This window comes from Candidatus Epulonipiscium viviparus (genome assembly GCF_030708075.1).
Lineage (GTDB): Bacteria > Bacillota > Clostridia > Lachnospirales > Cellulosilyticaceae > Epulonipiscioides > Epulonipiscioides viviparus.
In genome coordinates this window covers 1395837-1421385 of record NZ_CP117982.1, presented here as the reverse complement: position 1 = coordinate 1421385, position 25549 = coordinate 1395837, and the positions used below count along the sequence as shown (strand labels likewise).

Below are 25549 nucleotides of genomic sequence, written 5' to 3'. Positions count from 1 at the left end.
TAAATTATCAGTATTGCATGTTATGATAAACCAAAAAAGGAGATTTTGCAATGAAAAAAGAATTTATTGAATTTATGGTTGACTCTGGTGTATTAACGTTTGGAGACTTTGTAACAAAAAGCGGGAGAAATACCCCCTACTTCGTTAATACCGGAAATTATAAAACTGCATCTCAAATCGCTAAGCTTGGAGAATTTTACGCTGCAGCAGTAGCCGAACACTTTGGAGCCGAAGATTTTGTACTATTTGGACCTGCCTACAAAGGAATTCCGCTTGTTGTTACAACGTCTGTTGCCCTTTGTAATAAGCATAACCTCAACCCTTGCTATTGTTTTAACCGCAAAGAGGCCAAAGATCACGGCGAGGGGGGGAGCATCGTTGGGGCAAAGCTAAAAGATGGAGACAATATCGTTATCATCGAAGATGTCATCACCGCTGGAACAGCAATACGCGAGTGCTTGCCTATTTTAAAATCTGCTGCCAACGTAAACATCAAAGGGCTTGTCATTTCTGTAGATAGAATGGAAAAGGGCCAATCTAACCGCACCGCCATACAAGAAATTAAAGAAGAGTTTGGCATAGATACTTACCCTATCGTTACCGTTAGAAATATTATCGATACGCTGCATAATAATCCAATAGATGGAAAGATTATTATAGATGATACTATGAAAGAAAAGATGGAACAATATTTAAATCAATATTGCATCAACTAGCCAGGAGGAACAATGAACGAAAAAGCATTATATAAACTAGAATTTAATAAAATTCGCACCAAACTTGCCAACTACGCAATAACCGAAGAGGCTCGCGAACATATAAATGAACTTCGCCCCACCGCAACCCCAGCAGAAGTCTATCAACTTCAGGAGCAAACTCATGATGCAGTAAATATTAGCCTAAAAAAGGGCCGCCCACCTATCAATCGCATCAAGCAAATCAAAACTTCTATACAACGAGTACAAATTGGAGGCGTCATAGGCTCTGGCGAAATTTTAAATATAGGCAAAGTCCTGAAAACTTCGCGTCTTCTCAAAAAATATTCTAGTGAAGAAACAACGGGCATCACTTTTAATAGTCTTCAGAGACATTTTGATTCGCTATGCACCTACAAAGAGCTAGAGTATGAAATTGAGCGTTGCATCATTGCGGAAGACGAATTTTCCGATGAAGCTACACCCACATTAAGTAACATTCGTAGACAAATGACCAGGCTAACCATAAAAGTGAAAGATACCATTCAAAATATCATTCAGTCTAGCCAATACAAAGATATGCTACAAGAAAGCATCGTAACAGTTAGGGATGGCCGACAATGCATCCCCATTAAAGCTGCGCAAAAAACTGCATTTAAAGGAATAGTCCACGATACCTCTGGCAGCGGCGCGACAGTCTTTATCGAACCTGCAGCGGTAGTAGAAATGAACAATAAAATTCGAGAATTAATGTCTGCGGAGCAAGACGAAATCCAAGTAATTCTAGCGACATTCAGCGAAAAAATTTCGTTTATTACAGAAGAACTGCTTCTCACATTTAAATCAATTATCGAACTGGACATAATTTTTGCAAAATCTGAGTATGCACTCAAAATCAATGCGCGAGCTCCGGTTCTTAATGAAAAAGGATATATCAATCTAAAAGGAGCGCGACATCCACTACTCAATTCAACAGCAGTTGTGCCTATCGACATATATGTTGGAAAAGAATTCACCACCCTGCTCATTACTGGTCCCAATACTGGCGGAAAAACAGTTACGCTCAAAACCATTGGCTTGTTTACCATAATGGCGCAATGCGGATTATTTATCCCTGCCAAAGAGAATAGCGAACTTGCAATCTTTGACGATGTTTTTGCAGGGCTTGGCGATGAACAAAGCATAGAGCAAAGCCTCAGTACGTTTTCTGCGCATATGATGAATTTGATTGAAATATTAGCAGATATGACCACCAATAGCTTAATTTTATTGGATGAACTAGGTTCGGGCACTGACCCGGTAGAGGGTGCGGCACTTGCAATGTCAATTTTAGAGCATCTCAGAAAACAGCAAATCACCACTGTCGCAACTACACACTATAGCGAGCTTAAGTTGTATGCCCTATCCACACCAAATGTGGAAAATGCAGGATGTGAATTTGACATACAAGAACTTCGTCCAACATATAAATTATTAATTGGTGTCCCAGGCAAAAGCAACGCATTTGAGATTTCTAAGAAGCTTGGATTTCCCGAGCATTTGATTGATGACGCCAAGGTATTTCTACAAAAGGAAAATGTAAAAATGGAAGACATTTTAGTTGAGCTCGAATATAGCAAACGAACTGCTCTAGTCGAAAAAGAAAATGCGCTTAAATTTAGACAAGAAGCAGAAACGCTAAAAGAATCCATCAAAAAAGAGCGCCAAAAACTGGAGGTCTCTCGTCAAAAAATTTTAAAGCGCGCCGAAGAAAAGGGCAAGGAACTATTGCGAGAAGTTGAAATTGAAACCGAAAATATCCTTAAAGAAGTTCGTCAAATGGCGCGGGAATCTCTCATAAATGTAGACGAAAACACTCTACAATCCATTAAACAAAAAGTCCAAAATACTAAGATTACTAAATCTTCAGAAATCGATAAAAAAATTGGATATACTAAACCCAAACCTAAAGTATTGAAAGATGTTAAAGTTGGAGAAGAAGTGCTCGTAATCTCATTCAATCAATCTGGCATTGTCACCAATGTGAGTAATAACGAAGCAACTGTCCAACTTGGAATATTGCCTATCACAGTCAGGCTAGATGACATCTCTCGAAACGTACAGGGAACAAACAAGAGTAAAAACCTCACTACCAACCAAAATATATCTCATAATGTTAGAAAAACTATGACCATAAGGCCAGAAATCGATCTTCGTGGAATGACAGGAGATGAAGCTATAGAAGCTGCTAGCCAATATTTAGATGATGCGTATCTCTCGGGCTTAAAAAACGTTACCATTATTCATGGCAAAGGCACCGGAGTTCTTCGCGAAGCGATCAAAAATATGCTCCGCAAGATTCCGCATGTGCAAAGCTATAGACCAGGCAAATATGGTGAGGGGGAACATGGAGTAACCGTTGTAGAGTTAAAGTAGAGAAAGGAAGTAAAAATTGAAAACACTTGGTAAGATTATAATAGGGGCAACAATTTTAGTAATGTTTGGTGCACCTGCTGCATTGATTGGATACCTATATACCACAACATACGTCGTTGCAAATGATCAAATGATTCTGCGACCTGTATCCACAAAAAAAATGTTAGCAGACCCAAAGGTATTGACCGAAGCAGTTATGCCGATCATGACCACCTCCAACATTGCTGACATTGCTGAAGAAGTAGGGAAAAGCGTTGTATCTATCACGACCACAATTCCGGGAAATTTAATTTTTGATGACGGAGAAGGGCTAGGGTCGGGTCTAATATTTAAACAAGATGAAACAAATTTATATATTCTAACAAATGCTCACGTGCTAGAAGATGCCGTAAATCTTGTAATCACCAGCCCAACACTGGGCACATATAAAGGAGAAATTATAGGGATCGATACTCATACCGATATAGCCGTTGTATCAATTCCGTTAAAGCAAATTTCTCACTCTGCAAAAGAGCAAATTACACTTGCAAAAATCGATGAAAATATTAACATATCTGTAGGCGATATAGTACTTGCAATAGGCAGCCCCCTCGACAAAGAATACTATAACAGCGTTACACTGGGCGTTATCAGTGCACTAAATCGCCAAACCAATCTTTCTGCACAAAACAGCACATATATTCAAACTGATACTGCAATCAATCCGGGAAACAGCGGAGGACCACTCACTTCTGTAGATGGCTATGTCATAGGCCTAAATACTGCCAAGCTATCGAGCGAAGAAGTTGAGGGCATCGGATTCGCAATTCCCATCACTGAGGCTCTACCTATTGCCACACAAATCATTGCTAGAGGTGGCATAGAAAGAGCAGCGCTTGGGGTATATATAACTGACGCATACCCGAATTCATACTTTGGCAATCAAGCTTCAGTTGGTGCTTTAGTAGAAGGCGTTGTTCCTGGTGGAAGCGCAGACCAAGCCGGAATCGAAGTTGGTGACGTTATTGTTAAGGTTAACAACGATGATGTTTCTACTGCAAACGAATTGATCGCCACATTGTCACAATATAACGTTCGAGAATCAGTCAGCATCACTCTAATTCGAGGCTCTCGCTACGAAAAAGTTAAAGTCATTTTGCAATCACTACAATAAACGTAGCTTTCCTCTACAAAATCACTCTGCCATTACCTAGTGTAGTGGTTTTTTTTATTCTACTGTTACCGATTTTGCCAAATTTCTTGGTTTGTCAATATCGAGCCCGCGTCCTAATGCCGCGTAATATGCAAGCAATTGCGTTGGCACAATAGTTACCAAAGGCGCCAACATCGGGTTTACATCATCTATCACGATCTGATCAGTTGCAGAGCTCAACGATTTTAATGCAATTACTATAGTTTTGGCACCTCGCGATTTTACCTCTTTGATGTTGGAGCGAGTATTCAAATTGATATTTTCCTGAGATATCACAGCTATCACCGGGGTTCCATCTTCTATCAAAGCAATTGTGCCATGCTTTAATTCTCCTGCAGCAAAGCCTTCTGTCTGTATATACGAAATTTCCTTAAGCTTTAGCGCTGCTTCTAGAACCACAAAATAATCGATATGCCTGCCTATATAAAAGCAGTTTCTTTTCACCAAATATTCGTTTGCCAATTTTTCATATATCGATTTATTATCAGTAATAGATTCTATTATATTAGCAACGAGTGCCAAATCTTTCTTTAATGCTAGAGCATCTATATTAGCCTGCTTTGCTGCAAGGATCGACATAACAGCAATTTGCGAGGTGTATGCTTTCGTTGATGCAACCGCTATTTCCACCCCGGCATGTAGCAATAGCGTATAATCCGCTTCGCGCGATAATGTAGACCCTTTTACATTAGTAATAGTCAACGATTTGTATCCCAAAGACTTGATCTTTACCAGTACCGCGCGGCTATCTGCAGTTTCCCCCGACTGCGACAAAAAAATAAACAGCGGGCTTTGACTAATGATAGGCGTGTTATATACAAATTCAGAAGCAATGTGAACTTCTGTCGGAATGTTACTAACGGATTCAAACAACTGCTTTCCCACAAACCCCGCATTCATACTAGTCCCCGCCGCCACTATATAAATTCTATCAGCATCCGCCAGTATTTTTACTATTTCAGCATCGATTTTAATTTCTTCTTCGTCAAAGTATTCTGCCACAATACGTCTAATAGCATATGGCTGCTCATCGATTTCTTTCAGCATATAAAATGGATAGATCCCCTTTTCCGTTTCTGCTGCATCCAGCGTCTCAATATAAGGCTCTCTTCTCAATTTTTTGCCCAATATCGAATAGATAGATACATCTGATGATTTCAGCACTATAAATTCCTCATCATGAATTTCAATAAATTTATTTGTATACTTTATAATCGACATAGCATCAGAGCCAATCATGTTGCATCCTTCTCCCAAGCCAATAAGTAGCGGTGACTTATTCTTTGCTGCATACAAAATATCAGGCGTTTCCGCATCGATAATACCAAGAGCATATGACCCCTTAATCAACCCCATCACGTGTCGAATGGCAACGCCCACATTATCCTCGCCAGCTGCAAACTTTTCGATAAGTGCAGCAACAACTTCTGTGTCTGTATCAGATACAAAATTGTAATCTGATAAATACGCATTGCGCAACTCTACTTCATTTTCGATAACTCCATTATGAACAATTGTAAACCTATTACTCGATGAAGCGTGAGGATGCGAATTAATTTTGCTAGGCACTCCATGTGTTGCCCATCTGGTGTGTGCGATACCCAGGTTAGGGCGTATAGTTTTATCTACCAAAGAACGCAAATTCGCGACTCTTCCCTTGTCCTTAAATATAGTTACGCCTTCATCATATACCGCGATGCCTGCCGAATCATATCCTCGGTATTCCAACTTTTCTAAACCAGATAATAACATTTCTGTTACGTCCATTTTGCCATCTAAACCAATGTAGCCTACTATTCCACACATATCCATACCTCCTAAATTTTGTCATTTCATAAAAAAGACTTGTAGGGTGACATATCTCACTCCACAAGTCCTATACTTTTACTCAGCTTCCAAAATCAATGTTTTAATCTTTTCGAATGCAGTATCTTCGTCTGCACCTTCCACAGTCAATACTACAACTTCGCCTTTTTTAGCGCCTAAGCTCAAAACCGAAATTAATTTTTTGGCATTCACTTCTTTTGCTCCTTTTGCCAGTTTAATTTCACTTGCAAATTTGGCCGCCTCTTTTACAATCACACCTGCCGGTCTTGCGTGCAAACCCTCTGGCGCTAAAATTTCAATTGACTCTTTTTTCATTGTGTTAACCTCCTATTTTCACTATGCTAATTCAGTGTGCTTATTTGCTATTGCTTCGATTATACTTTTATCAGTTATTTGAGTTATCGTTGTAATAATTTCCGTTACACCTTTTTCTTCGATGTCTTTATTGAGCTTTAGACTCTGAGCATCGGCATCACTGCAAAATCTTAGCGCTGCAGCAATTCCCGTAATTAAGTTATCTACATCTAACCCATACGACAATGCTGTTTCCAGAGGTTTAATCAATCTATCACTTGGCGATAATTTCCTTAATGGCTCTCTGCCCACTCTTTCCACATCATCATTTAGATGAACATTTTTAAACCTCAAAATGATTTTATCAATATACTTCAGGTGCATTTCTTCATCAAAGTTATACTTCTTGATTAGACCATTCCCGCTTTCTATCATAGCTGCTTTTACAACATTGTAAATTTCCTCGTCATTAATACTTTCGTCTACGGTTTTGTATCCTTTTAAATTTCCCAAATAAGCCGATATAGCATGCCCCGTATTTAGCGTAAATAACTTTCTTTCCACATAAGCCATCAAATTATCAGTCAAGTTCATGCCTTCAATATTTGGAATTTCTCCTTTGAAGCCATCCCTTTCCACATTCCATTCATAATACTTTTCTACCACAACATCTATCGGATTGTCGCACTTTGCTGGCGGAACAATTCTGTCTACCGATGAATTAGGGAATCCCACAAACTCATTTGCATACGCTTTTGCATCCTCACTCAAATTCTCATACACATTTTCTTTCAATCCGCTACTAGCATTAACAGCGTTCTCGCAGGCAATAATATTTAGATACTCCTTATTCCCAGACTTAAATCTTGCTTCAATGCCTTTTGCAATTGTTGGAGCCACTATTTTTAACACATTAGGTCCTACCGCTGTAGTTAAGAGAGATACCTCGCCCATTGCATCGATAAACTCGTCTTTGTTTGAATATATCGCACTAATATTTGAGACTTCATCTTCCATACATTCTGTATCCATTACAAATATGGTATATTTTTTATCCTCATTTATTTGCGTTACAACTTTTTCTACAACATCTGCAAATATCACATGATACCCTGACTTATGCAGCAAATATCCAATAAAACCTCTTCCTATATTTCCAGCTCCCAATTGAATGACCTTTTTCATGTACACAATCCTTTCTTATATCTTATAATGAAATATCTTCTACAGCGTTACGTTTAATAACCCCATGATTTCATCTAAGTCGCTAGTTGTTCGCAACGTCTCTAGCTTGCTATCATCTTCCACTAGATCTGCTATTTGAGCCAGGATCTCCATATGCTCATCACCGGCGGCCGCGATACCAAATACTAAGTGAACTTTCTCATCATCAAACATTACACCTTCTGGATATTGCAAGAACACTATTCCTGTTTTCTTCACTTCCTTTTTAGTCTCTATTGTTCCATGCGGTATTGCAACTCCAAATCCTAAACAAGTCGTTGTTGTCTCTTCTCTGTTTAGCATTCCTTGAATATATTCTTCATTTGCATAACCTTGCTCTACCAGTAACTGACCTGCTGCCGTAATAGCTTCTTGCTTGGTTTCTGCACTGCAGCCTAATTTAATATTACCTTTATTTAACACTTCATTTTCCGCTGCCTCAGCAGTTGGTGCCTCAGCGATTGGAGCCTCAGCGATTGGAGCCTCAGCAGTTGGAGCCTCAGCTACATTTTCTACTATAAAGTTATATAACCCATCCAGATTTGGATCTGTTAAAAAGTTACCTATAGTTATAATCTGTGCATTATTGGCTGATTTTATTGCTCTATCTTTTAGAACTTCTTGGCAAACCACTATATTAGCATCTGCAGGTACCGTATCCACTGAGCTGTTAGTTACAACAATGTCCAAATTTAATTTTGCAATTCTATTTCTAAACTTAGTTGCTCCCATTGCGCTAGATCCCATTCCGGCATCGCAAGCAAATACTATTTTTTCGATTTTACTTTCAGTCGCCAATTCTATTCCTTTAGATTGAGCTTTCATATTTGCTACTTGATTTTTTGCTTCATCTAAATCTTTGTCTCCGGCCATTCTCACAAATATAGCAGATATAACAAATGAAACCACAGTTGCTATTAATACGCCACCCAGCACGATTAAAGTTTCGCCTTTTGGAGATACAGCCATATATGCTATAATTGATCCCGGCGCCGCTGGTGCAATTAGTCCTGCATTAAATACTAAGTAATAAAAAATTGTTACAATCGATCCTACAATTGGACCAATGATTACCATTGGATTCATCAATACATAAGGAAAATATATTTCATGAATCCCGCCAAACAAATGAATAATTGCCGCCCCTGGCGTTGAGCTTTTTGTAGTTTTATTTTTTGAAAATACCATATACGCCAATATAACTCCGAGTCCCGGACCTGGGTTTGATTCTAACATATACATAATTGATTTGCCCAGTTCTGCAACTTGTTCGGTGCCTATAGGTGTTAAAATTCCATGATTTATTGCATTATTTAAAAACAACACTTTTGCGGGTTCTATAAATATCGCAACAAATGGGAGTAAACTGTTTTCCACTAGCAAATTTACTCCCGCTGTTAATATGGTTAATAGTATAGACATAAATGGTCCAATAACATAAAACCCTATAATAGCTAATAACATTCCTATAATTCCTGTTGAGAAATTATTTATTAGCATTTCAAAGCCAGCCTTGACCTTGTTGTCTATTAATTTGTCAAATTTTGTAATCGACCATCCTGCTAAAGGACCTATAAGCATTGCCCCCATAAGCATAGGTTGATCTGGTGCTCCAAGTATTACCCCTATTACAGCAATTCCCGCTGCTACAGCCCCTTTTTCGCCACCAAACATCTTTCCAGCTGATAATGCGATTAATATTGGTAGTAAATAGCTAAGCATCGGATCTACCAATTCGCCTAAATTTTCATTTGGAAACCATCCTGCTGGTATAAATAACGCGGTGATAAGTCCCCAAGCAATGAAAGCTCCCATGTTTGGCATAACCATAGCGCTCAATATTTTACCAAACTTTTGAATTGCTACTTTCATCAGTGCCCCCCTTTTTATAACTTTTCACTAATCTTTTCGTATGTATTTACAATGTGTTTCTTCCCTAATTAACTTCAACATATCACTAATTAAAGTTATAATTTATGCTAGCATAAACTTTTATCGTTGTCAAGTTTAAAAAAAAAACTGACTTCTATAATTTATTTTAGAAATCAGCTAACTATTTTTTAAGTTGAAATAATTGGTTGAATTTGTTTTTGATTCACTGCTGCCAAAACTGAGTCTGGCGCCAACAAAAAATTCGCCACTAACGCATACGGTTTACTTTGCGGATCACTCTGATTAAACGGCACAAAGTAAACGTTTTGATTTTTAATCATTGTTCCTATATTTTTGAGATTACTTCCCAATCTATCATTTGTTGCGACCGCTATTACTACAGGCTTTGAATTTTTGAGCATTGCTTTTGTAACTAATGTAACCGGAGTATCTGTAATGTCATTTGCCAGTTTAGCCAATGTATTGCCTGTACAAGGAGCAATCAAAATTGCATCTAACGTTACCATGCAATCCCATGTCTCCACTCCTTCAGTAGTATGCACAATTTGGTTTTTTGTCACATTTTCTATTTGTTCAATAAATTCTTCTCTTAATCCAAATCTAGTTGTATTTTCATATGCGGTATAAGACATAATTGGATATACATTTACCCCTAATTCTATAAATTGTTTTACCATCTCAATAGTATTTTTAAATGTACCAAACGAACCACAAATTGCAACTCCCAAGTTAATTCCTTCTAATGATTGTATCACAACATTCCCCCCCTTTTTACAACAATATCTTTTTACATCCATGATTTTCACTGCAATAGTATATACAGTATTTTAGTCATCCTAGATTTAATATAATATGAAATATTTTGCATTATGTGAAAAAAAAGAAGCCTACGGTAGTCCGTAAGCTTCTCGATCTTATTCAACAATTTGAATTTTTCTGTACCTATCCATACCTGTTCCGGCAGGAATTAACTTACCAATAATAACGTTTTCTTTTAACCCAATTAGTGGATCAACCTTACCCTTTATTGCAGCGTCTGTTAAAACTCTGGTTGTTTCTTGGAAAGATGCTGCCGATAGGAATGATTCTGTTGCCAACGATGCTTTTGTAATACCTAACAAAGTAGGCTTTCCATCTGCTGGCGTTCCACCTTCTTCTATCGTCACTTCATTAATTTTTTCATATTCTAATACGTCTACCAAACTTCCAGGGAGTAGCGTTGTATCACCATTTTCTTCAATTTTCACTTTTTTCATCATTTGTCTCACAATAACTTCGACGTGCTTGTCATTTATATCCACGCCTTGCAAACGATAAACTCTTTGAACTTCTTTTAGCATATAGTCTTGCACTCCGCGAATTCCCTTAATCTTTAAGATATCATGTGGATTTATACTACCTTCAGTCAGCTCATCTCCTGCTTCTATATAGTCTCCATCTTTAACCTTAATTCGAGATCCATACGGTATTAAATATGATTTCATTTCTCCAGTATCAGCATTGGTGATCGAAATTTCACGTTTTTTCTTACTTTCGATAATAGCCACTTCGCCTGCGAATTCTGTTATAATAGCAAGCCCCTTTGGCTTTCTTGCTTCAAAAAGTTCTTCTATACGCGGAAGACCCTGAGTAATATCGTCTCCTGCTATTCCTCCCGTATGGAAAGTTCTCATTGTTAATTGCGTACCAGGCTCTCCAATCGATTGTGCAGCTATAATTCCTACTGATTCACCAATTCGCACCTGGTTTCCAGAAGACATGTTTGCACCATAGCATTTAACACATACACCAATTGTCGACTTACAGGATAGCGCTGTTCTAATTCTTACTGCAGTGATTCCCAAAGAATCTATATATTCTGCCAAATGTGGAGTAATCATCTTATCTTCTTCTATAATCAATTCTCCAGTTTCTGGATTATATATATCTTCAGCTGCAAATCTTCCTGTAATCCTTTCACTTAAAGGCTCTATCATTTCGGTGCCTTCTTTAAATGCGCTAACGACCATCCCAGGAATTTTAGGTTTTTGCCAGAATTTAATCTCTTTAACTCCAGGCACTCTTGCTTTTAAAATACTAAATAGCTCGGCAGTAATTACTTCTCCTGCTTCTGCTACCACTTCTTCTGTTGTCATATTAATTACATCTGCGGCCAACTTTTTGCCTATTAACTCATCTGTAATTTTAGTTATTCTCACAGTTTTTTCTATCGGATGATTACAATCAAGCTCTCTGATAATAACATCTTGCGAAACGTCAACCAAACGTCTTGTCAAATATCCAGAGTCAGCAGTCTTAAGAGCAGTATCTGCAAGCCCTTTTCTAGCTCCATGTGCAGAAATAAAGTATTCCAATACCGTTAGCCCTTCTCTAAAGTTTGCCTTTATTGGCAACTCGATGATTCTACCAGACGGAGATGCCATCAGTCCTCGCATCCCTGCCAACTGCTTAATTTGGTTATTAGATCCCCTCGCACCTGAATCGGCCATCATAAAGATGTTGTTATATCTACCTAGCCCTGATAACAATGCTTCTGTGATCTTATCATTCGCGGCATTCCAAGATTGAATAACCTTATTATATCTTTCTTCGTCGGTCATCAAACCACGTCTAAACAGCCTAGTAACCTGGTCTACAGATTTTTCGGCTTCTGCCAAAAATTCTTTTTTACGTTCTGGAATAACCATATCTGATACAGAAACTGTAAGTGCTCCACGTGTAGAAAATTTAAATCCTAGATCTTTAATACTATCTAATAAAATAGCCGTTTTTGTTGCACCATGCGTATTAATGCTTTTCTTAATAATTTGACCTAACTGCTTTTTGCCTACCAAGAAATCAATCTCATACTTTAGAGCACTTTCTGGAGAAATTCTCTTCACAAACCCTAAATCCTGAGGAATTGCTTCATTAAAAAAGATTCGCCCAACAGTTGTATCAGTCATTCCGGTTAAACTTTGTCCGTTAAATTCAACGGTTCTTCTAACTTTAATCTTTGCATGTAAACTAATTTCTTTAGTTTCGTATGCCAAAATTGCTTCATTCTCATCTTTAAAGTATCTGCCTTCACCTTCTTCACCGGCTCTATCCAATGTCAAATAATACATTCCCAACACCATATCCTGTGAAGGAACAGCCACGGGCGCACCATCAGATGGCTTTAGCAAGTTATTTGGAGCCAATAACAAAAATCTACATTCTGTTTGCGCTTCTACAGATAATGGAACGTGCACCGCCATTTGATCTCCGTCAAAGTCTGCATTATAGGCAGCACAAACAAGAGGATGCAGTTTTAGCGCTCGCCCTTCTACTAATGTGGGTTCAAAAGCCTGTATCCCCAAACGATGCAGTGTTGGAGCACGATTTAGCATAACCGGATGCTCTTTGATTACTTCTTCTAATACATCCCAAATTTCAGTTTTTAAACTCTCTATCATATTCTTTGCATTTTTAATATTCTGTGCAATTCCATCTGATACTAACTTCTTCATAACAAATGGCTTAAACAACTCTATTGCCATCTCTTTTGGAAGCCCACACTGATAGATCTTTAGATAAGGACCTACAACAATAACCGAACGCCCAGAATAATCGACACGCTTCCCTAACAAATTTTGTCTAAATCGTCCCGACTTACCTTTTAGCATATCCGAAAGCGACTTAAGCGGTCTATTTCCTGGCCCTGTCACCGGTCTACCGCGTCTACCATTATCAATTAATGCGTCTACAGCTTCTTGTAGCATACGCTTTTCATTTCTAACAATAATATTAGGTGCACCGAGATCTACAAGTCTTTTAAGACGATTATTTCTATTAATAACTCTCCTATACAAATCATTTAAGTCTGATGTTGCAAATCTACCTCCATCCAGCTGAATCATAGGACGCAAATCTGGTGGCAATACAGGAATAACATCCAAAATCATCCATTCTGGCTTACTACCTGCTAACCTAAATGATTCGATTACCTCAAGTCTTTTTATAATTCTAATTCTTTTTTGCCCTGTGGCATCAACAAGCTGAGTTTTTAGAGTCTCACTTTCCTTCTCCAAATCTATATCTTGAAGAAGTTTTTTTATAGCTTCTGCACCCATTTCTGCAACAAATGCTACTGTCCCATCTCTTTCTCTAGCTTCGTCATTATATCTTCTATCAACTTCTTGAAACTCTTTTTCTGTTAAAACTTGCTTATAAGAAATTCCTTCACGTTTTTCATATTCTGAACTAACATAAGTGATGATATAAGAAGCAAAATATAGAATTTTTTCTAAAATTCTAGGGGCAATATCAAGAATTAGTCCCATCTTACTTGGAATACCTTTAAAATACCAAATGTGTGAAACAGGAGCTGCCAGTTCAATATGCCCCATTCTTTCACGTCGCACCTTGGCTCGTGTAATTTCTACCCCACATCTATCGCAAATTACACCTTTATACCTAATTCTTTTATACTTACCACAATGACATTCCCAATCTTTACTAGGTCCAAAAATTTTCTCACAGAAAAGCCCTTCTCGTTCCGGGCGCTGAGTACGGTAGTTTATAGTCTCCGGCTTCTTAACTTCGCCTCTTGACCATTGACGAATTTTATCTGGTGAAGCCAGACCTATCTTTATATTTTCAAACGCAATTGGTTGATCCATATCCATTATTATTTTCTCCTTTCTGAGAAGTACTCTTCATTAATGCTTACGAGACTTTCTGCTACCATCATCATCAAGATCGGAGTCACCATATTTTAAATCATCATCACCATAATCAAATTCATCGGTCAATCTATTCTTACTATTTTTATCATCATCCGAATTTTTCTTTTTGCCATTATCATTTGTGTTATCATAGTTATAATAATATTCATCCATAATATCATCGTCTTCATCATCTTCATTACCAACATCATCCATATTATCAAAGTCATCATCAATATCTATATAACTATCAACTAATGGAATTCTTTCTTTTTTAGCCGGTTTTGTGATTGTAATCTTGTGTTTAGTTTCTTCTATAAAATCTTCGTCTTCAAAAACATCATCATCATCTATCTCCAAATCTGCATTATTATCTGCAGATACTGTTATAGAATGCTGCATTGTACCCTTTTGAACACTAAGTCCCATTTTTGCTTCATCTTCTTCCAAATCATCTATAAAATCATCGTCTTCTTCATCGTCAAATTCTAAATCGTCTATATCTTCAATTTCATGCATATCATCATTAGGATCTTGTTTATAACTTTCTTGATTGCCTGTTAAAGTATCTAAATCTACTGTAACACTAGTGCCATCATAAATATTTTCTTTAATTTCTATTTCGATATCATCAGTCATAACTTTAATATCAAGGCCTAGAGATTGCAGTTCTTTAAGCAATACTTTAAATGATTCTGGGATTCCTGGTTCTGGAATATTTTCACCTTTCACAATCGCTTCATATGCTTTAACTCTCCCAACCACATCATCAGATTTGATCGTCAAAATTTCTTGCAAAGTATATGCAGCTCCATATGCTTCCAGGGCCCAAACTTCCATCTCTCCAAAACGCTGCCCACCAAATTGAGCTTTTCCTCCAAGCGGTTGTTGCGTAATTGTGGCATACGGTCCGGTCGAACGCGCATGCATTTTATCATCTACCAAGTGATGCAGTTTCAAATAATGCATATATCCCACAGTTACAGGGTTATCAAATTCTTCACCTGTTCTGCCATCTCTAAGTCTAATTTTTCCGGTTCTATCTATCGGCACGCCTTGCCACTCTTGTCGATGTTCCAAGTTATCTTCTAGATACTGTAACGCACTTGGCTTCAGCTTATCTGCCCACAAATCTCTAAAGTCTTCAAAATCTTCTAAATTTACATAATCATTTGCCATTTCTAAAGTTTGCATTATATCTTGCTCATTAGCCCCATCGAATACTGGTGTGGCAATTTTAAAGCCAAGCGCCTTTGCCGCTAAGCCCAAGTGAACTTCTAGAACCTGCCCAATATTCATACGAGAAGGCACGCCCAACGGATTTAACACAATATCAAGCGGTCTCCCATTTGGTAAAAACGGCATATCTTCTGCTGGCAACACTCTCGAAATAACACCTTTATTTCCATGTCGACCAGCCATTTTATCTCCTACAGAAATCTTTCTCTTTTGCGCTATATAGCAACGAACCATCCTATTTACACCCGGAGATAATTCATCATCATTTTCACGAGTAAATATTTTTACATCTACAATGATTCCTGCTTCACCATGGGGTACTCTTAAGGATGTGTCTCGAACTTCTCTAACTTTTTCACCAAATATCGCTCTAAGAAGTCGCTCTTCTGCAGTTAGTTCTGTCTCACCTTTTGGCGTTACTCTGCCTACTAAAATATCGCCCGCCCTTACTTCTGCACCTATACGAATAATTCCTCGTTCATCTAGGTCTTTTAGCGATTCCTCATTTGTGTTTGGGATATCTCTTGTAATTTCTTCTGTTCCAACCTTGGTATCCCTTGCTTCCACCTCATATTCTTCAATGTGAACAGAGGTATATACGTCTTCTTTAACAAGTCGCTCACTCAGCAATATTGCATCTTCAAAATTATATCCTTCCCATGTCATAAATCCAATCAATGGGTTTTGTCCAAGTGCCAACTCACCATTCTCTGTTGAAGGACCATCTGCGATTATTTCGCCTTTTCTAACAAAGTCACCCCTGCTAATTAAAGGTCTTTGGTTTATACAAGTACCTTGATTACTTCTAGTAAATTTAGTTAACGTATATACTCTACGACGCATAGTTTCGTCTTCTCTGATTATTATTTCTCGAGATGTCACGCTTTCTGCGACGCCGTCTTCTTTAGCAATGATCAACACACCTGCGTCCTTCGCTGCCTTCGCTTCCATTCCTGTTCCCACAATCGGGCTATTGGTTTTAATAAGCGGCACAGCCTGTCGTTGCATGTTTGCACCCATTAGAGCTCTATTTGCATCATCGTTTTCTAAGAACGGAATCATCGCTGTCGCAACAGAGACAATTTGTCTAGAAGATATATCCATCATATCAATTTCTTTATAGTCAAATTCCAAAATTTCTTCTCGTCTTCTGGCCGTAATTTTTTTACGAACAAAATGCATATCGTTGGTCAATTCTTCTGTTGCTTGACAAATAGTATAGCTTTCTTCTTCATCTGCAGTAACATATCTAAATTCTTCTGTAACAACTGGCTCACCATTTTCATCTTTTTTTACAATTCTATATGGAGCTTCAATAAATCCATATTCATTGATTCGAGCAAACGTTGCCAAAGAGTTAATCAATCCGATATTTGGGCCTTCTGGAGTCTCAATAGGGCACATTCTGCCATAATGCGAGTAGTGAACATCTCGAACCTCAAAGCCGGCTCTTTCCCTAGATAAACCTCCAGGTCCCAAGGCAGATAATCTTCGTTTATGCGTCAATTCTGCCAATGGATTGTTTTGGTCCATAAATTGCGAAAGTTGTGAACTTCCAAAAAATTCCTTTATAGCGGCTGTCACAGGACGTATATTAATAAATGTTTGAGGATTTGCTGGCTCATCTGTCTGTGTTGTCATTCTTTCGCGAACAGATCTTTCCATACGAGTTAGACCTATTCTAAATTGGTTTTGCAACAACTCTCCGACGGCTCTTATACGACGATTTCCTAGATGGTCTATATCATCTCTCGCGCCAATGCCATATTCCAAATTTATTACATAATTCATAGATGCAAATATATCTTCTGATGTAATATGTTTTGGAATTAACTCATTCATTCTTTGTTTTATAAGTTCTTTTATTTCATCTATATCACTATTGTTTTCGATGATTTCTGCCAACACTGGATAATAAACATTTTCTTTAATTCCAAATTCGACTTTATCTATATCTACAAATTGCGCTATATCAACCATTTGATTCGTTAATACAACTACTGGTCTATCAAGGTCACTAATTTCAATCTTTACATTTGAAGTCCCAGTATTTTGAATAATATCGGCCAACTCTTCAGAAATTTTATCACCAGCTTCAGCAACCACTTCACCAGTAACCATATTTACTACATCTTCAGCAAGAGTAAATCCTTTAACTCTATTTTTAAGGGCAAGTTTTTTGTTAAATTTATATCTTCCGACCTTTGCTAAATCATACCTTCTGGAGTCAAAAAACATATTTGCAAGTAAAGTTTCAGCACTTTCAACCGTTGGTGGCTCACCTGGGCGAACTCTTTTATAAATTTCTATTAGACCTTCTTCATACGAGTTAGAGCCGTCTTTTTCTATCGAAGCCAAAATTTTCGGTTCTTCTCCAAACATGTCTATAATTTCTACATTTGTACCCAGTCTTAGTGCTCTCATTAAAACAGTAACAGGAACTTTTCGCGTTCTATCCACTCTCACATAAAAAATATCGTTTGAATCTGTTTCATACTCCAACCATGCACCACGATTTGGTATTACTGTTGCCGAAAAAAGTCTTTTTCCAAATTTGTCAAACTCACGATTATAATAAATCCCTGGCGATCGGACTAGCTGACTAACAATAACCCTTTCTGCACCATTAATAATAAAACTACCAGTTTCTGTCATTAAAGGCAAATCGCCCATAAAAACATCATTATCCATACTTTCGCCCGTTTCCTTATTATATAGGCGAACTTTTACCTTCAAAGAAGCAGCATAATTTACATCCTTTTCTTTGGCTTCTTCAACAGTATATTTAGAATGTGGATCTAATGAGAAATTAATAAATTCTAACATTAGATTTCCGTTAAAGTCTACTATTGGAGAAATATCTTTAAATACTTCGTCTAAGCCTTCTTCTAAGAACCATTTGTATGAATCTGTTTGTATTTCTATTAGATTTGGAATTTCAAAAATCTCATTTGATAGTGCATAACTCATACGCACTTGCTTTCCCATTTCAATTGGGTTAATCTTGGATTTTTGCATGTGTACTTTCACCCCTTGCAAAATTTATAAATCTACAAATGCCCTAAAGCATATGTATTTTTTAAAAACATGAAACATATTTTTCTTTGTTTATACACAAAAAAATAATATATTGTCCATTTTTAGAACATAAAAAGAAAATCTTAAAAATTGACGCATTTAAAAATAGTAGCAGAAGTTGAAAATTTCGTCAACCCCATTTAATAATTTTTTCAGACCAAAAAAGGAGCTATACGACTTAATAGCTCCCCCAAACAAATTATTATTTAAGTGTAACTTTAGCTCCAACAGCCTCAAGTTTAGCTTTAATAGCCTCTGCGTCTTCTTTAGAAAGACCTTCTTTAATAATTTTTGGTGCACCTTCTGCCACATCTTTTGCTTCTTTAAGCCCAAGACCTGTAATTTCACGCACAACTTTAATAACCTTAATTTTTTCTCCGCCTGTTTCAGTAAGCTCAACGTCAAATTCTGTTTTTTCTTCTTCTACAACCGCTGGCCCTGCTGCCATCATAACTCCTGCCGCGGCAGATACTCCAAACTCTTCTTCACAAGCTGTTACTAACTCATTTAGTTCTAATATTGTTAATTCTTTAACTGCATCAATAATTTCATTAATTGATAATTTTGCCATTATAGCACCTCCGTAAATTTTTTAAGCCTCTTCTTTTTTAGAAGCAATTTCTTTAATAACTCTTGCAAAGCTCGAAATAGGTGATTTAAAGCTTCCAAGCAATCTACCAAGTAACTCTTCTCTTGGAGCGATATTACCAATTTTTTCGATTCCTTTTGCGTCATAGTAGTTACCTTCTACCACGCCTGCTTTAAACTCCAGCTTTTCTAGTTTTTTTGCCGCCTCTGCTAAAACACGTGGCCCCGCGGTCGCATCATCTTGGCTTATCGCCACTGCTGTTGGCCCTTCCAAGTGCTTCTTGAGATCTTCAAACTCTGTTCCTTCAATCGCTCGGCCAAACATACTGTTTTTGTAAACTTTATATATCACGCCCGCATCTCTCATAGATTTTCTTAAGCTTGTGTCTTGTTCTACTGTAAGACCACGATAATCCACGATAGTGATAGATGCCGCTCCAGCAATGTTTCCTTTAATTTTTTCTACTATAACTTTTTTTGATTCTGAATTTGCATTGATCATTTTATATTCCACCTCCTATTTTCGTTTTGCAAATAAAAAAGCCACTTTACGCAAACAACCGCAGGTAAAGTGACTCATACAATCCTCTATCAAAACCTCGGTAGGTTGTATACGTTATGCCATAGGCACCTACTGTCTGCGGTACAGTATTCAATTTTCGACTTGATATTAGCATATTCGAAAATATCTGTCAAGCCCTTTGTTATATATTGTTATTATTAGCTAATTTTTGTTGTATTAATTTTAATACCAGGTCCCATAGTTGCAGAAATAGCCACGCTTCTTAAATATTGACCTTTTGCTGCCGATGGTTTAGCCTTAATAATAGCACTCATCAATGTGTTAAAGTTGTCTAATAGCTTTCCTGTTCCAAAAGATGCTTTGCCTATCGGTACGTGAATAATATTTGTTTTATCAAGACGATATTCAATTTTACCAGCTTTGATATCATTGATTGCCTTAGTAACGTCCATTGTTACTGTTCCAGCTTTCGGGTTTGGCATAAGACCTTTAGGCCCAAGTACACGACCTAGTCTACCAACCACGCCCATCATATCTGGAGTCGCTACTACAACATCAAATTCAAACCAGCCTTCATTTTGAATTCTAGGGATCAAGTCTTCGGCGCCAACATAATCTGCTCCTGCGGCCGTTGCTTCGTCTGCTTTTATTCCCTTTGCAAATACAAGAACTCTCACAGTTTTTCCTGTTCCATGTGGAAGAACTACTGCTCCTCTAACTTGCTGATCTGCGTGTCTTGAGTCAACACCCAATTTTATATGTGCTTCTATTGTTTCGTCAAATTTTGCCGTCGCTGTTTTTTCTACAAGATTAAAAGCATCCTCTGTATCATACTGAAGATTTCTATCAACTAATTTGGCAGCTTCTTTATACTTTTTTCCATGTTTCATTTTTATAACCTCCTTGTGGTAATATCGGGGCTCTACACCCTCCCACGCTTATACGCGCGCTTACTTTATAACAATTCCCATAGATCTAGCTGTTCCGCTAATCATGCTAATAGCGGACTCAATGCTACCTGCATTTAAATCAGGCATCTTAAGTTCGGCTATTTTTTTTACTTCATCTTGAGATATTGTCGCCACTTTTGTTTTATTTGGTACAGCAGAACCTGACTTAAGATTTGCTGCCTTTTTTAATAATACTGCCGCCGGGGGAGTTTTGGTTATGAAAGAAAATGTTCTGTCTTGATATACAGTAATTACTACTGGTATAATCATTCCCATTTCTTTATTTGTTCTTTCATTAAACTCCTTTGTAAATTGGGCAATATTAACACCGTGCTGACCAAGAGCTGGACCAACAGGTGGCGCTGGCGTTGCTTTGCCGGCTGGAATTTGTAATTTAATCATTCCTGTTACTTTTTTTGCCATTATAATCACTCCTAAATTTGTGGTATTTCCACTCGCGCATTTGTTACAAATATAAAGTTTTGCCTATTCTATTAGATCTTCGACTCTTTTAATCTGAGTGTTCTCTACTTCTATGCCTTTTCCATTAACCAAAATGGTGACAAGATCATCTTCGATCTCTTGAACATTGCCTTCGAGTCCACTAAAACTGCCAAACATAATTCTAACCAAGTCTCCAATATTAAATCCATTTTTAAAACCAGAAACGTCTATTCCCATTTTTTCAATTTCTTCAATTTCTAATGGCACCGGTTTAGAATCTGGGCCAACAAAACCTGTTACTCCTCTGGTATTTCTGACCACATACCACGCATCGTCTGTCATAATCATCTTAATCAGTACATATCCGGGGAATACTTTTCTGCTAACTAAGCGTGTGGTACCATTTTTTTCTTCTTCTTCATTATGCATTGGTATTTCAACCTTTTGAATCAACTCTTGCATATTACGATTTTTTATTGCTTTTTCAATATTTACTTTTACTTTATTTTCATACCCCGAATACGTATGCACTACGTACCATTTTGCTTCACTCATTTATAATCCTCCATCATTTTATATCCAGTTATGCAATAGCACTAAGCACTGCCCGAATAAAAAGTCGAAGATAGACAAAATGATCGCAACAAGGATCGAAAGTGTAATGACAGTAGAAGTCTTTGAAAAAAGCTCTTTTCGATTTGGCCAAACTATCCTTTTGCTTTCTGCAACAAAGTCCTTAAAAAAAACTCCCATAACTACCTCCCCGAACATACTTTTAGTTTGCACAAAGATTATTTTCTAGTCTCTTTATGCGGCGTATGTGTTTTACAAAATTTACAATACTTTTTTGTTTCCATTCGATCAGGATGCGTTTTTTTATTCTTGGTCATAGAATAATTTCTACGTTTACATTCCTCACAAGCTAGCGTAATTTGTACTCTCACTATTAGACACCTCCACATTTCTATAAATTTCCATAAAAAAAAAGACCTCATTTAGGCACGTGGTTAATATAGCACACTAAATTAGGCTCGTCAAGCAGTTTTGACAATTTAACTGAATTTTTTTAGTCCTCTGTATCAAAATTTATTACTTCAAAATCAGATAACGCATCCAAAACTTCTCTTTGTCGCTCCTTACCTAACTCGATATTTGTCGTATATGCGGTCGGCGACTGCGTTACTCCCGCTATAAATGCCGCTTCTTCTAAATTTAAATCTATGGCATCCTTATTAAAATATTCTCTACTTGCCGCTTCAACTCCATAATTTCCTTGCCCCAAATAGATTATATTACTATATAACTCCAAGATTTCTTTTTTACTAAAACTGCGCTCGATATCCATCGTCATTAACAACTCGGCAACTTTTCTAATTAATGTTTGCTGATTTGAAAAAAACAAATTTTTTGCCAGCTGCTGCGATATTGTACTTCCTCCTTGAACAATTTCTCCAGCTACCAAATTTGAAACCAATGCCCTCGTAATTCCAATTATATCAATTCCAGAATGCAACATAAATCTTCTATCTTCTATCGCCATTATTGCATTCAAAAAATATGGGCTTATTTCATCTATTTCTACATAATCTTCTCGGTTTCTAACAAGCGCTACTGTTTCTTCTAATGATCGACTTTGCTTTGCTTCGCTATAATAGCGATACCCATAGAAAAATACTATCAATCCACACCCAATCACAATAATCGTTATTATCTTCAAAATAAATTTAAATATATCAGTTTCCCCCCTATTCTTCTATACTACCAATTTCTATTCCTTGGTAGTAATGCTTAAGAATTTCATCATAGGTATATCCTCTATTTACCATGCCTCGCACACCCTCTTGACTCATCCCCACGCCATGTCCACTGCCGCCTCCATAAATATTTAAGCTTTTTATCGCACCGTCTTCGTATTCTATATCAAACGTACAAAATGCACTTGGCAACAATGCCAAATCTCTTATCTCTTGATCGTCCGCACGTTTAACGCTCACTTCTTTTGGCGACAAAATTGTTCTAATCAAGTTTTCTGTTTCCACTTCTATACTTTCATTTTCAGCTGTAATTAACATACTAATCAGGTTTCCCCCTTCACCTCTATTTAATACTTCTATATCTAAAATTTTTCCTATGTCATCTATTAATGCGTCTTGCTTTTTATTTCTATTTAAAAATGTTACCTTTTCCTTTTGGCTAGCTGTCAAATTCTGCAGCGCATTATTTATTGCTTCCGAAAGCTCTTCGGCATCAAATTCTGTTTCCCATCTAAACCAAGCAGCATGGTCGTCATAGGAACTGATATCGTCTGCTGACAATTTAAAAAATTCTTCGGCGTCTTCTTCATCTCTCAAATCATATATCTTTCCGGCATCCCAATACTGTGTTACGGCTGTTAAATAGCTAGGGGTTGCTGTGGGGAATATTTCGCTCGCCCAAACCTCTCCATAATTGGCGCTATGCCCTCCCGAGGTGCTATAAAAATTTGCTTTAACCAACCGTCCATTAAATGTCAACACCATTCCCGCTGTTGCTCTTGTTGCCTCCTTTGCGATTTCATCAACTGCCAAATTGTTATATACCTGGCTATTTGTTGTATCATCTACGTTCGCTCCATATTTTAAGTATTTTGCTGTCGATCCTTCTTGTATTGCAAAACTCCTTGCGCAAATAGCTTGAACCTTGCATGCTTCCACTCCAAAATATGTTGGCATCTCACTATTTATCACTCTGGCTACATAATTTTCTAAATCTACTTCATTTATTAACAGGTACCCTTCCTCTTCTTTATAGATTTCTAAACTGCCCACATATTCTGGGTTAATCCCTCTTCTTGTGATGCTATTTATTTTATAGGTGCTATTATAACTTGGATGAATAACTATCTTTTCTCCTGAATATAATTTTAAACTATCGATGTCAATTATTTCACCTGCTGCATAACTAATTATCTGATTATTGTATGTAATTTGTACACTTTCTTTTGAAGTAATTTGTATATTTTTATGAAAATATTCTCCTTTTCCATCTTCCGTTATTACGACTCTCATATCTTGGGTTGGCAAATTATTAATTATAGACATCGCTGTAATTTGATTATTCTCTGTTGTACAGCTTACTGTTGTTCCTGCAGATAAATTTGTTGTGTCTACGCTCGTTCCTTCTTCTAAAAAGTATTTTCCATTTTTTTCAAACTCTATATAGTTATCCGCTACTCTCAAAATTTTATCTGAAAATTCTCGCGATTCTTTCGAAAATCCTTGCCGTATTTCTAATATCCCCACTATATCATTTCCAGATGCTATCACTTCTAAGTTGTTTCCTATTAATGGTTCTAATATAAGCCCATGATAGGCATAGACTCCGTTTGAGGTTTGCGTCGTCCAGGCCTGCAAGTTGTTGTCTTTTGTTGTCGTCTGCAATATGTCTAATCTTTTTATCTCTAGTTCTCCAGAGCGCCCCACTACATCTAGCGCCATTTTATATGCATTATAAAAATCTAACAACGAAATGCCTTGCTCCGCATCATTGGCATTTGCCAATAATTTAAATTCTTCTCCCAATATATTCTCTAATATTTTTGTCGTCTGTCCGTGCGTCATAATTTTGCTGGAATTTTTTATATCTAAAAAGTCAAATTTAGGATCCTGGCTTATCGTTCTATAATATCTGTCATACCAGCCATCGCCCTGCTCTTCTTTTGCCAGTTGATCAAACATTGTTATCGCCAAAATTTTTACTGCATTAACCTCCAAAAACGGCATCGCATATGTCTGAACCATTTCCACTTGTACGCCATCCAAGCTACTGCTCTGGGCATTTGCTGTTTGCATTTCTGGCCAAGCATACTCTGCTGTCACATAACCTACTACTCCTGCTAACGTTAGTAATGTCAATACTTTCGGGATGTTCCTTTCGTTTTCAGACTTTCTTTTTCTCTCGTTTCTTCTCATTTTTATTTTATAGCGCTTTGGTTCATTCAAGTTATTTCCTCCCTATATATGAATTTTATCTATCCTATTCTATGCCAATATACAGTCTCTTAGTACACTAGAGCAAATAACTCCCTCTGCATACAAAACAAAAAACGTATCCCCCAACGGAATACGTTTTATTTATTTCAGCAGTCACATCTCTTTACTCTTCATCTACTATCTCATCATCTGCTGTTGCAATTGTATCTCCAGTCTCATCATCTGCTGTTGCACTTCTATCTCCTTCTTTATTATCTGCTGGCGCATCTCCTTTCTCTTTATCTGCTCTTGCATCCACATCTCTTTCCTCATCATCTGTTATTACATCTCCTTTTTTTATTTGTGTATTACATCTTCTATCTCATCAAATTCTTCTATCTCATCAAATTCTTCTATCTCATAAAATTCTTCTATTTCATCGAATTCCTCTATCTCCATTATCTCATCAAATTCCTCTATCTCTACAAATCCCCCTATCTCCATTATCTCATCAAATTCTCTATCTCCACAAATTCTTCTATCTCCATT

General features: G+C 37.2%; 21 protein-coding genes and 1 other annotated feature. Of the genes, 3 read left to right on the top strand and 18 right to left on the bottom strand.

Going from position 1 to position 25549, the window contains the following annotated elements; genetic code table 11:
• The first annotated feature begins 50 nt into the window (after window positions 1–50).
• Genes pyrE through PCY70_RS05840 form a run of 3 tightly spaced genes read left to right on the top strand, consistent with a single transcriptional unit; the run spans window position 51 to window position 4263 of the window.
• Complete coding sequence (gene pyrE / locus PCY70_RS05850) at window positions 51–716, top strand: orotate phosphoribosyltransferase (RefSeq protein ID WP_010168154.1); 666 nt, start codon at window positions 51–53, stop codon at window positions 714–716.
• A 12-nt stretch (window positions 717–728) separates the two neighbouring features.
• The gene (locus PCY70_RS05845; protein ID WP_305768774.1) at window positions 729–3110 is read left to right on the top strand and encodes an endonuclease MutS2; all 2382 of its coding nucleotides are present in this window, start codon (window positions 729–731) and stop codon (window positions 3108–3110) included.
• A gap of 16 nt (window positions 3111–3126) precedes the next feature.
• Window positions 3127–4263, top strand: a complete 1137-nt coding sequence (locus PCY70_RS05840; protein ID WP_052296488.1) for a S1C family serine protease — start codon at window positions 3127–3129, stop codon at window positions 4261–4263.
• Window positions 4264–4317: 54 nt separating this feature from the next.
• On the opposite strand, the gene glmS is transcribed toward PCY70_RS05840, so the two are convergent.
• The 18 genes from glmS to PCY70_RS05750 all read right to left on the bottom strand — a co-directional run bounded on the left by glmS (window position 4318) and on the right by PCY70_RS05750 (window position 25504).
• The gene (glmS, locus tag PCY70_RS05835; RefSeq protein WP_305768773.1) at window positions 4318–6108 is read right to left on the bottom strand and encodes a glutamine--fructose-6-phosphate transaminase (isomerizing); all 1791 of its coding nucleotides are present in this window, start codon (window positions 6106–6108) and stop codon (window positions 4318–4320) included.
• A gap of 78 nt (window positions 6109–6186) precedes the next feature.
• Window positions 6187–6444 carry an HPr family phosphocarrier protein gene (locus PCY70_RS05830; protein WP_305768772.1) on the bottom strand — a complete coding sequence of 86 codons (258 nt, stop codon included), beginning with the start codon at window positions 6442–6444 and terminating at the stop codon, window positions 6187–6189.
• Between the two features lie 21 nt (window positions 6445–6465).
• Window positions 6466–7608 (bottom strand): mannitol-1-phosphate 5-dehydrogenase, encoded by a 1143-nt coding sequence (locus PCY70_RS05825; RefSeq protein WP_305768771.1) that lies wholly within the window; start codon window positions 7606–7608, stop codon window positions 6466–6468.
• A 39-nt stretch (window positions 7609–7647) separates the two neighbouring features.
• Window positions 7648–9519, bottom strand: a complete 1872-nt coding sequence (locus tag PCY70_RS05820; RefSeq protein WP_305768770.1) for a PTS mannitol transporter subunit IICBA — start codon at window positions 9517–9519, stop codon at window positions 7648–7650.
• Between the two features lie 188 nt (window positions 9520–9707).
• Window positions 9708–10295: a dipicolinate synthase subunit B gene (locus PCY70_RS05815; RefSeq protein ID WP_305768769.1), complete on the bottom strand. Its 588-nt coding sequence runs from the start codon at window positions 10293–10295 to the stop codon at window positions 9708–9710.
• A 159-nt stretch (window positions 10296–10454) separates the two neighbouring features.
• Window positions 10455–14189 carry a DNA-directed RNA polymerase subunit beta' gene (gene rpoC, locus PCY70_RS05810; protein ID WP_044149839.1) on the bottom strand — a complete coding sequence of 1245 codons (3735 nt, stop codon included), beginning with the start codon at window positions 14187–14189 and terminating at the stop codon, window positions 10455–10457.
• Window positions 14190–14222: 33 nt separating this feature from the next.
• Window positions 14223–18485 (bottom strand): DNA-directed RNA polymerase subunit beta, encoded by a 4263-nt coding sequence (rpoB, locus tag PCY70_RS05805; protein WP_305768768.1) that lies wholly within the window; start codon window positions 18483–18485, stop codon window positions 14223–14225.
• Window positions 18486–18747: 262 nt separating this feature from the next.
• Window positions 18748–19116 (bottom strand): 50S ribosomal protein L7/L12, encoded by a 369-nt coding sequence (rplL, locus tag PCY70_RS05800; RefSeq protein WP_010168165.1) that lies wholly within the window; start codon window positions 19114–19116, stop codon window positions 18748–18750.
• Between the two features lie 21 nt (window positions 19117–19137).
• A complete protein-coding gene (rplJ, locus tag PCY70_RS05795; RefSeq protein WP_305768767.1) occupies window positions 19138–19635 on the bottom strand; it encodes a 50S ribosomal protein L10 in 498 nt (165 codons plus the stop codon).
• A 25-nt stretch (window positions 19636–19660) separates the two neighbouring features.
• Window positions 19661–19795: a sequence feature (ribosomal protein L10 leader region), on the bottom strand.
• A 58-nt stretch (window positions 19796–19853) separates the two neighbouring features.
• Window positions 19854–20546 (bottom strand): 50S ribosomal protein L1, encoded by a 693-nt coding sequence (gene rplA, locus PCY70_RS05790; protein ID WP_305768766.1) that lies wholly within the window; start codon window positions 20544–20546, stop codon window positions 19854–19856.
• Between the two features lie 60 nt (window positions 20547–20606).
• A complete protein-coding gene (gene rplK / locus PCY70_RS05785; protein ID WP_305768765.1) occupies window positions 20607–21029 on the bottom strand; it encodes a 50S ribosomal protein L11 in 423 nt (140 codons plus the stop codon).
• 63 nt (window positions 21030–21092) lie between these two features.
• Complete coding sequence (gene nusG / locus PCY70_RS05780; RefSeq protein WP_305768764.1) at window positions 21093–21605, bottom strand: transcription termination/antitermination protein NusG; 513 nt, start codon at window positions 21603–21605, stop codon at window positions 21093–21095.
• An 18-nt stretch (window positions 21606–21623) separates the two neighbouring features.
• A complete protein-coding gene (gene secE, locus PCY70_RS13800) occupies window positions 21624–21803 on the bottom strand; it encodes a preprotein translocase subunit SecE (RefSeq protein ID WP_010165728.1) in 180 nt (59 codons plus the stop codon).
• A 38-nt stretch (window positions 21804–21841) separates the two neighbouring features.
• Complete coding sequence (gene rpmG, locus PCY70_RS05770; protein WP_010165729.1) at window positions 21842–21994, bottom strand: 50S ribosomal protein L33; 153 nt, start codon at window positions 21992–21994, stop codon at window positions 21842–21844.
• A 122-nt stretch (window positions 21995–22116) separates the two neighbouring features.
• Entirely contained in the window at window positions 22117–22746 is a 630-nt protein-coding gene (locus PCY70_RS05765) for a transglycosylase domain-containing protein (protein ID WP_305768763.1), read from the bottom strand.
• A 49-nt stretch (window positions 22747–22795) separates the two neighbouring features.
• Entirely contained in the window at window positions 22796–25030 is a 2235-nt protein-coding gene (locus tag PCY70_RS05760) for a SpoIID/LytB domain-containing protein (protein WP_305768762.1), read from the bottom strand.
• A 154-nt stretch (window positions 25031–25184) separates the two neighbouring features.
• Window positions 25185–25319 carry a hypothetical protein gene (locus tag PCY70_RS05755; protein ID WP_305768761.1) on the bottom strand — a complete coding sequence of 45 codons (135 nt, stop codon included), beginning with the start codon at window positions 25317–25319 and terminating at the stop codon, window positions 25185–25187.
• Between the two features lie 38 nt (window positions 25320–25357).
• Window positions 25358–25504: a hypothetical protein gene (locus tag PCY70_RS05750; protein ID WP_305768760.1), complete on the bottom strand. Its 147-nt coding sequence runs from the start codon at window positions 25502–25504 to the stop codon at window positions 25358–25360.
• Window positions 25505–25549: the final 45 nt, after the last annotated feature.

Bases quoted from the DNA above. Each gene is read 5' to 3' on its own strand.
- pyrE (WP_010168154.1), top strand. From the start codon at position 51: ATGAAAAAAGAATTTATTGAATTTATGGTTGACTCTGGTGTATTAACG.
- PCY70_RS05845 (WP_305768774.1), top strand. From the start codon at position 729: ATGAACGAAAAAGCATTATATAAACTAGAATTTAATAAAATTCGCACC.
- glmS (WP_305768773.1), bottom strand. From the start codon at position 6,108: ATGTGTGGAATAGTAGGCTACATTGGTTTAGATGGCAAAATGGACGTA.
- PCY70_RS05830 (WP_305768772.1), bottom strand. From the start codon at position 6,444: ATGAAAAAAGAGTCAATTGAAATTTTAGCGCCAGAGGGTTTGCACGCA.
- PCY70_RS05825 (WP_305768771.1), bottom strand. From the start codon at position 7,608: ATGAAAAAGGTCATTCAATTGGGAGCTGGAAATATAGGAAGAGGTTTT.
- PCY70_RS05820 (WP_305768770.1), bottom strand. From the start codon at position 9,519: ATGAAAGTAGCAATTCAAAAGTTTGGTAAAATATTGAGCGCTATGGTT.
- rpoC (WP_044149839.1), bottom strand. From the start codon at position 14,189: ATGGATATGGATCAACCAATTGCGTTTGAAAATATAAAGATAGGTCTG.
- rpoB (WP_305768768.1), bottom strand. From the start codon at position 18,485: ATGCAAAAATCCAAGATTAACCCAATTGAAATGGGAAAGCAAGTGCGT.
- rplL (WP_010168165.1), bottom strand. From the start codon at position 19,116: ATGGCAAAATTATCAATTAATGAAATTATTGATGCAGTTAAAGAATTA.
- rplJ (WP_305768767.1), bottom strand. From the start codon at position 19,635: ATGATCAATGCAAATTCAGAATCAAAAAAAGTTATAGTAGAAAAAATT.
- rplA (WP_305768766.1), bottom strand. From the start codon at position 20,546: ATGAAACATGGAAAAAAGTATAAAGAAGCTGCCAAATTAGTTGATAGA.
- rplK (WP_305768765.1), bottom strand. From the start codon at position 21,029: ATGGCAAAAAAAGTAACAGGAATGATTAAATTACAAATTCCAGCCGGC.
- nusG (WP_305768764.1), bottom strand. From the start codon at position 21,605: ATGAGTGAAGCAAAATGGTACGTAGTGCATACGTATTCGGGGTATGAA.
- secE (WP_010165728.1), bottom strand. From the start codon at position 21,803: ATGGGAGTTTTTTTTAAGGACTTTGTTGCAGAAAGCAAAAGGATAGTT.
- PCY70_RS05750 (WP_305768760.1), bottom strand. From the start codon at position 25,504: ATGGAGATAGGGGGATTTGTAGAGATAGAGGAATTTGATGAGATAATG.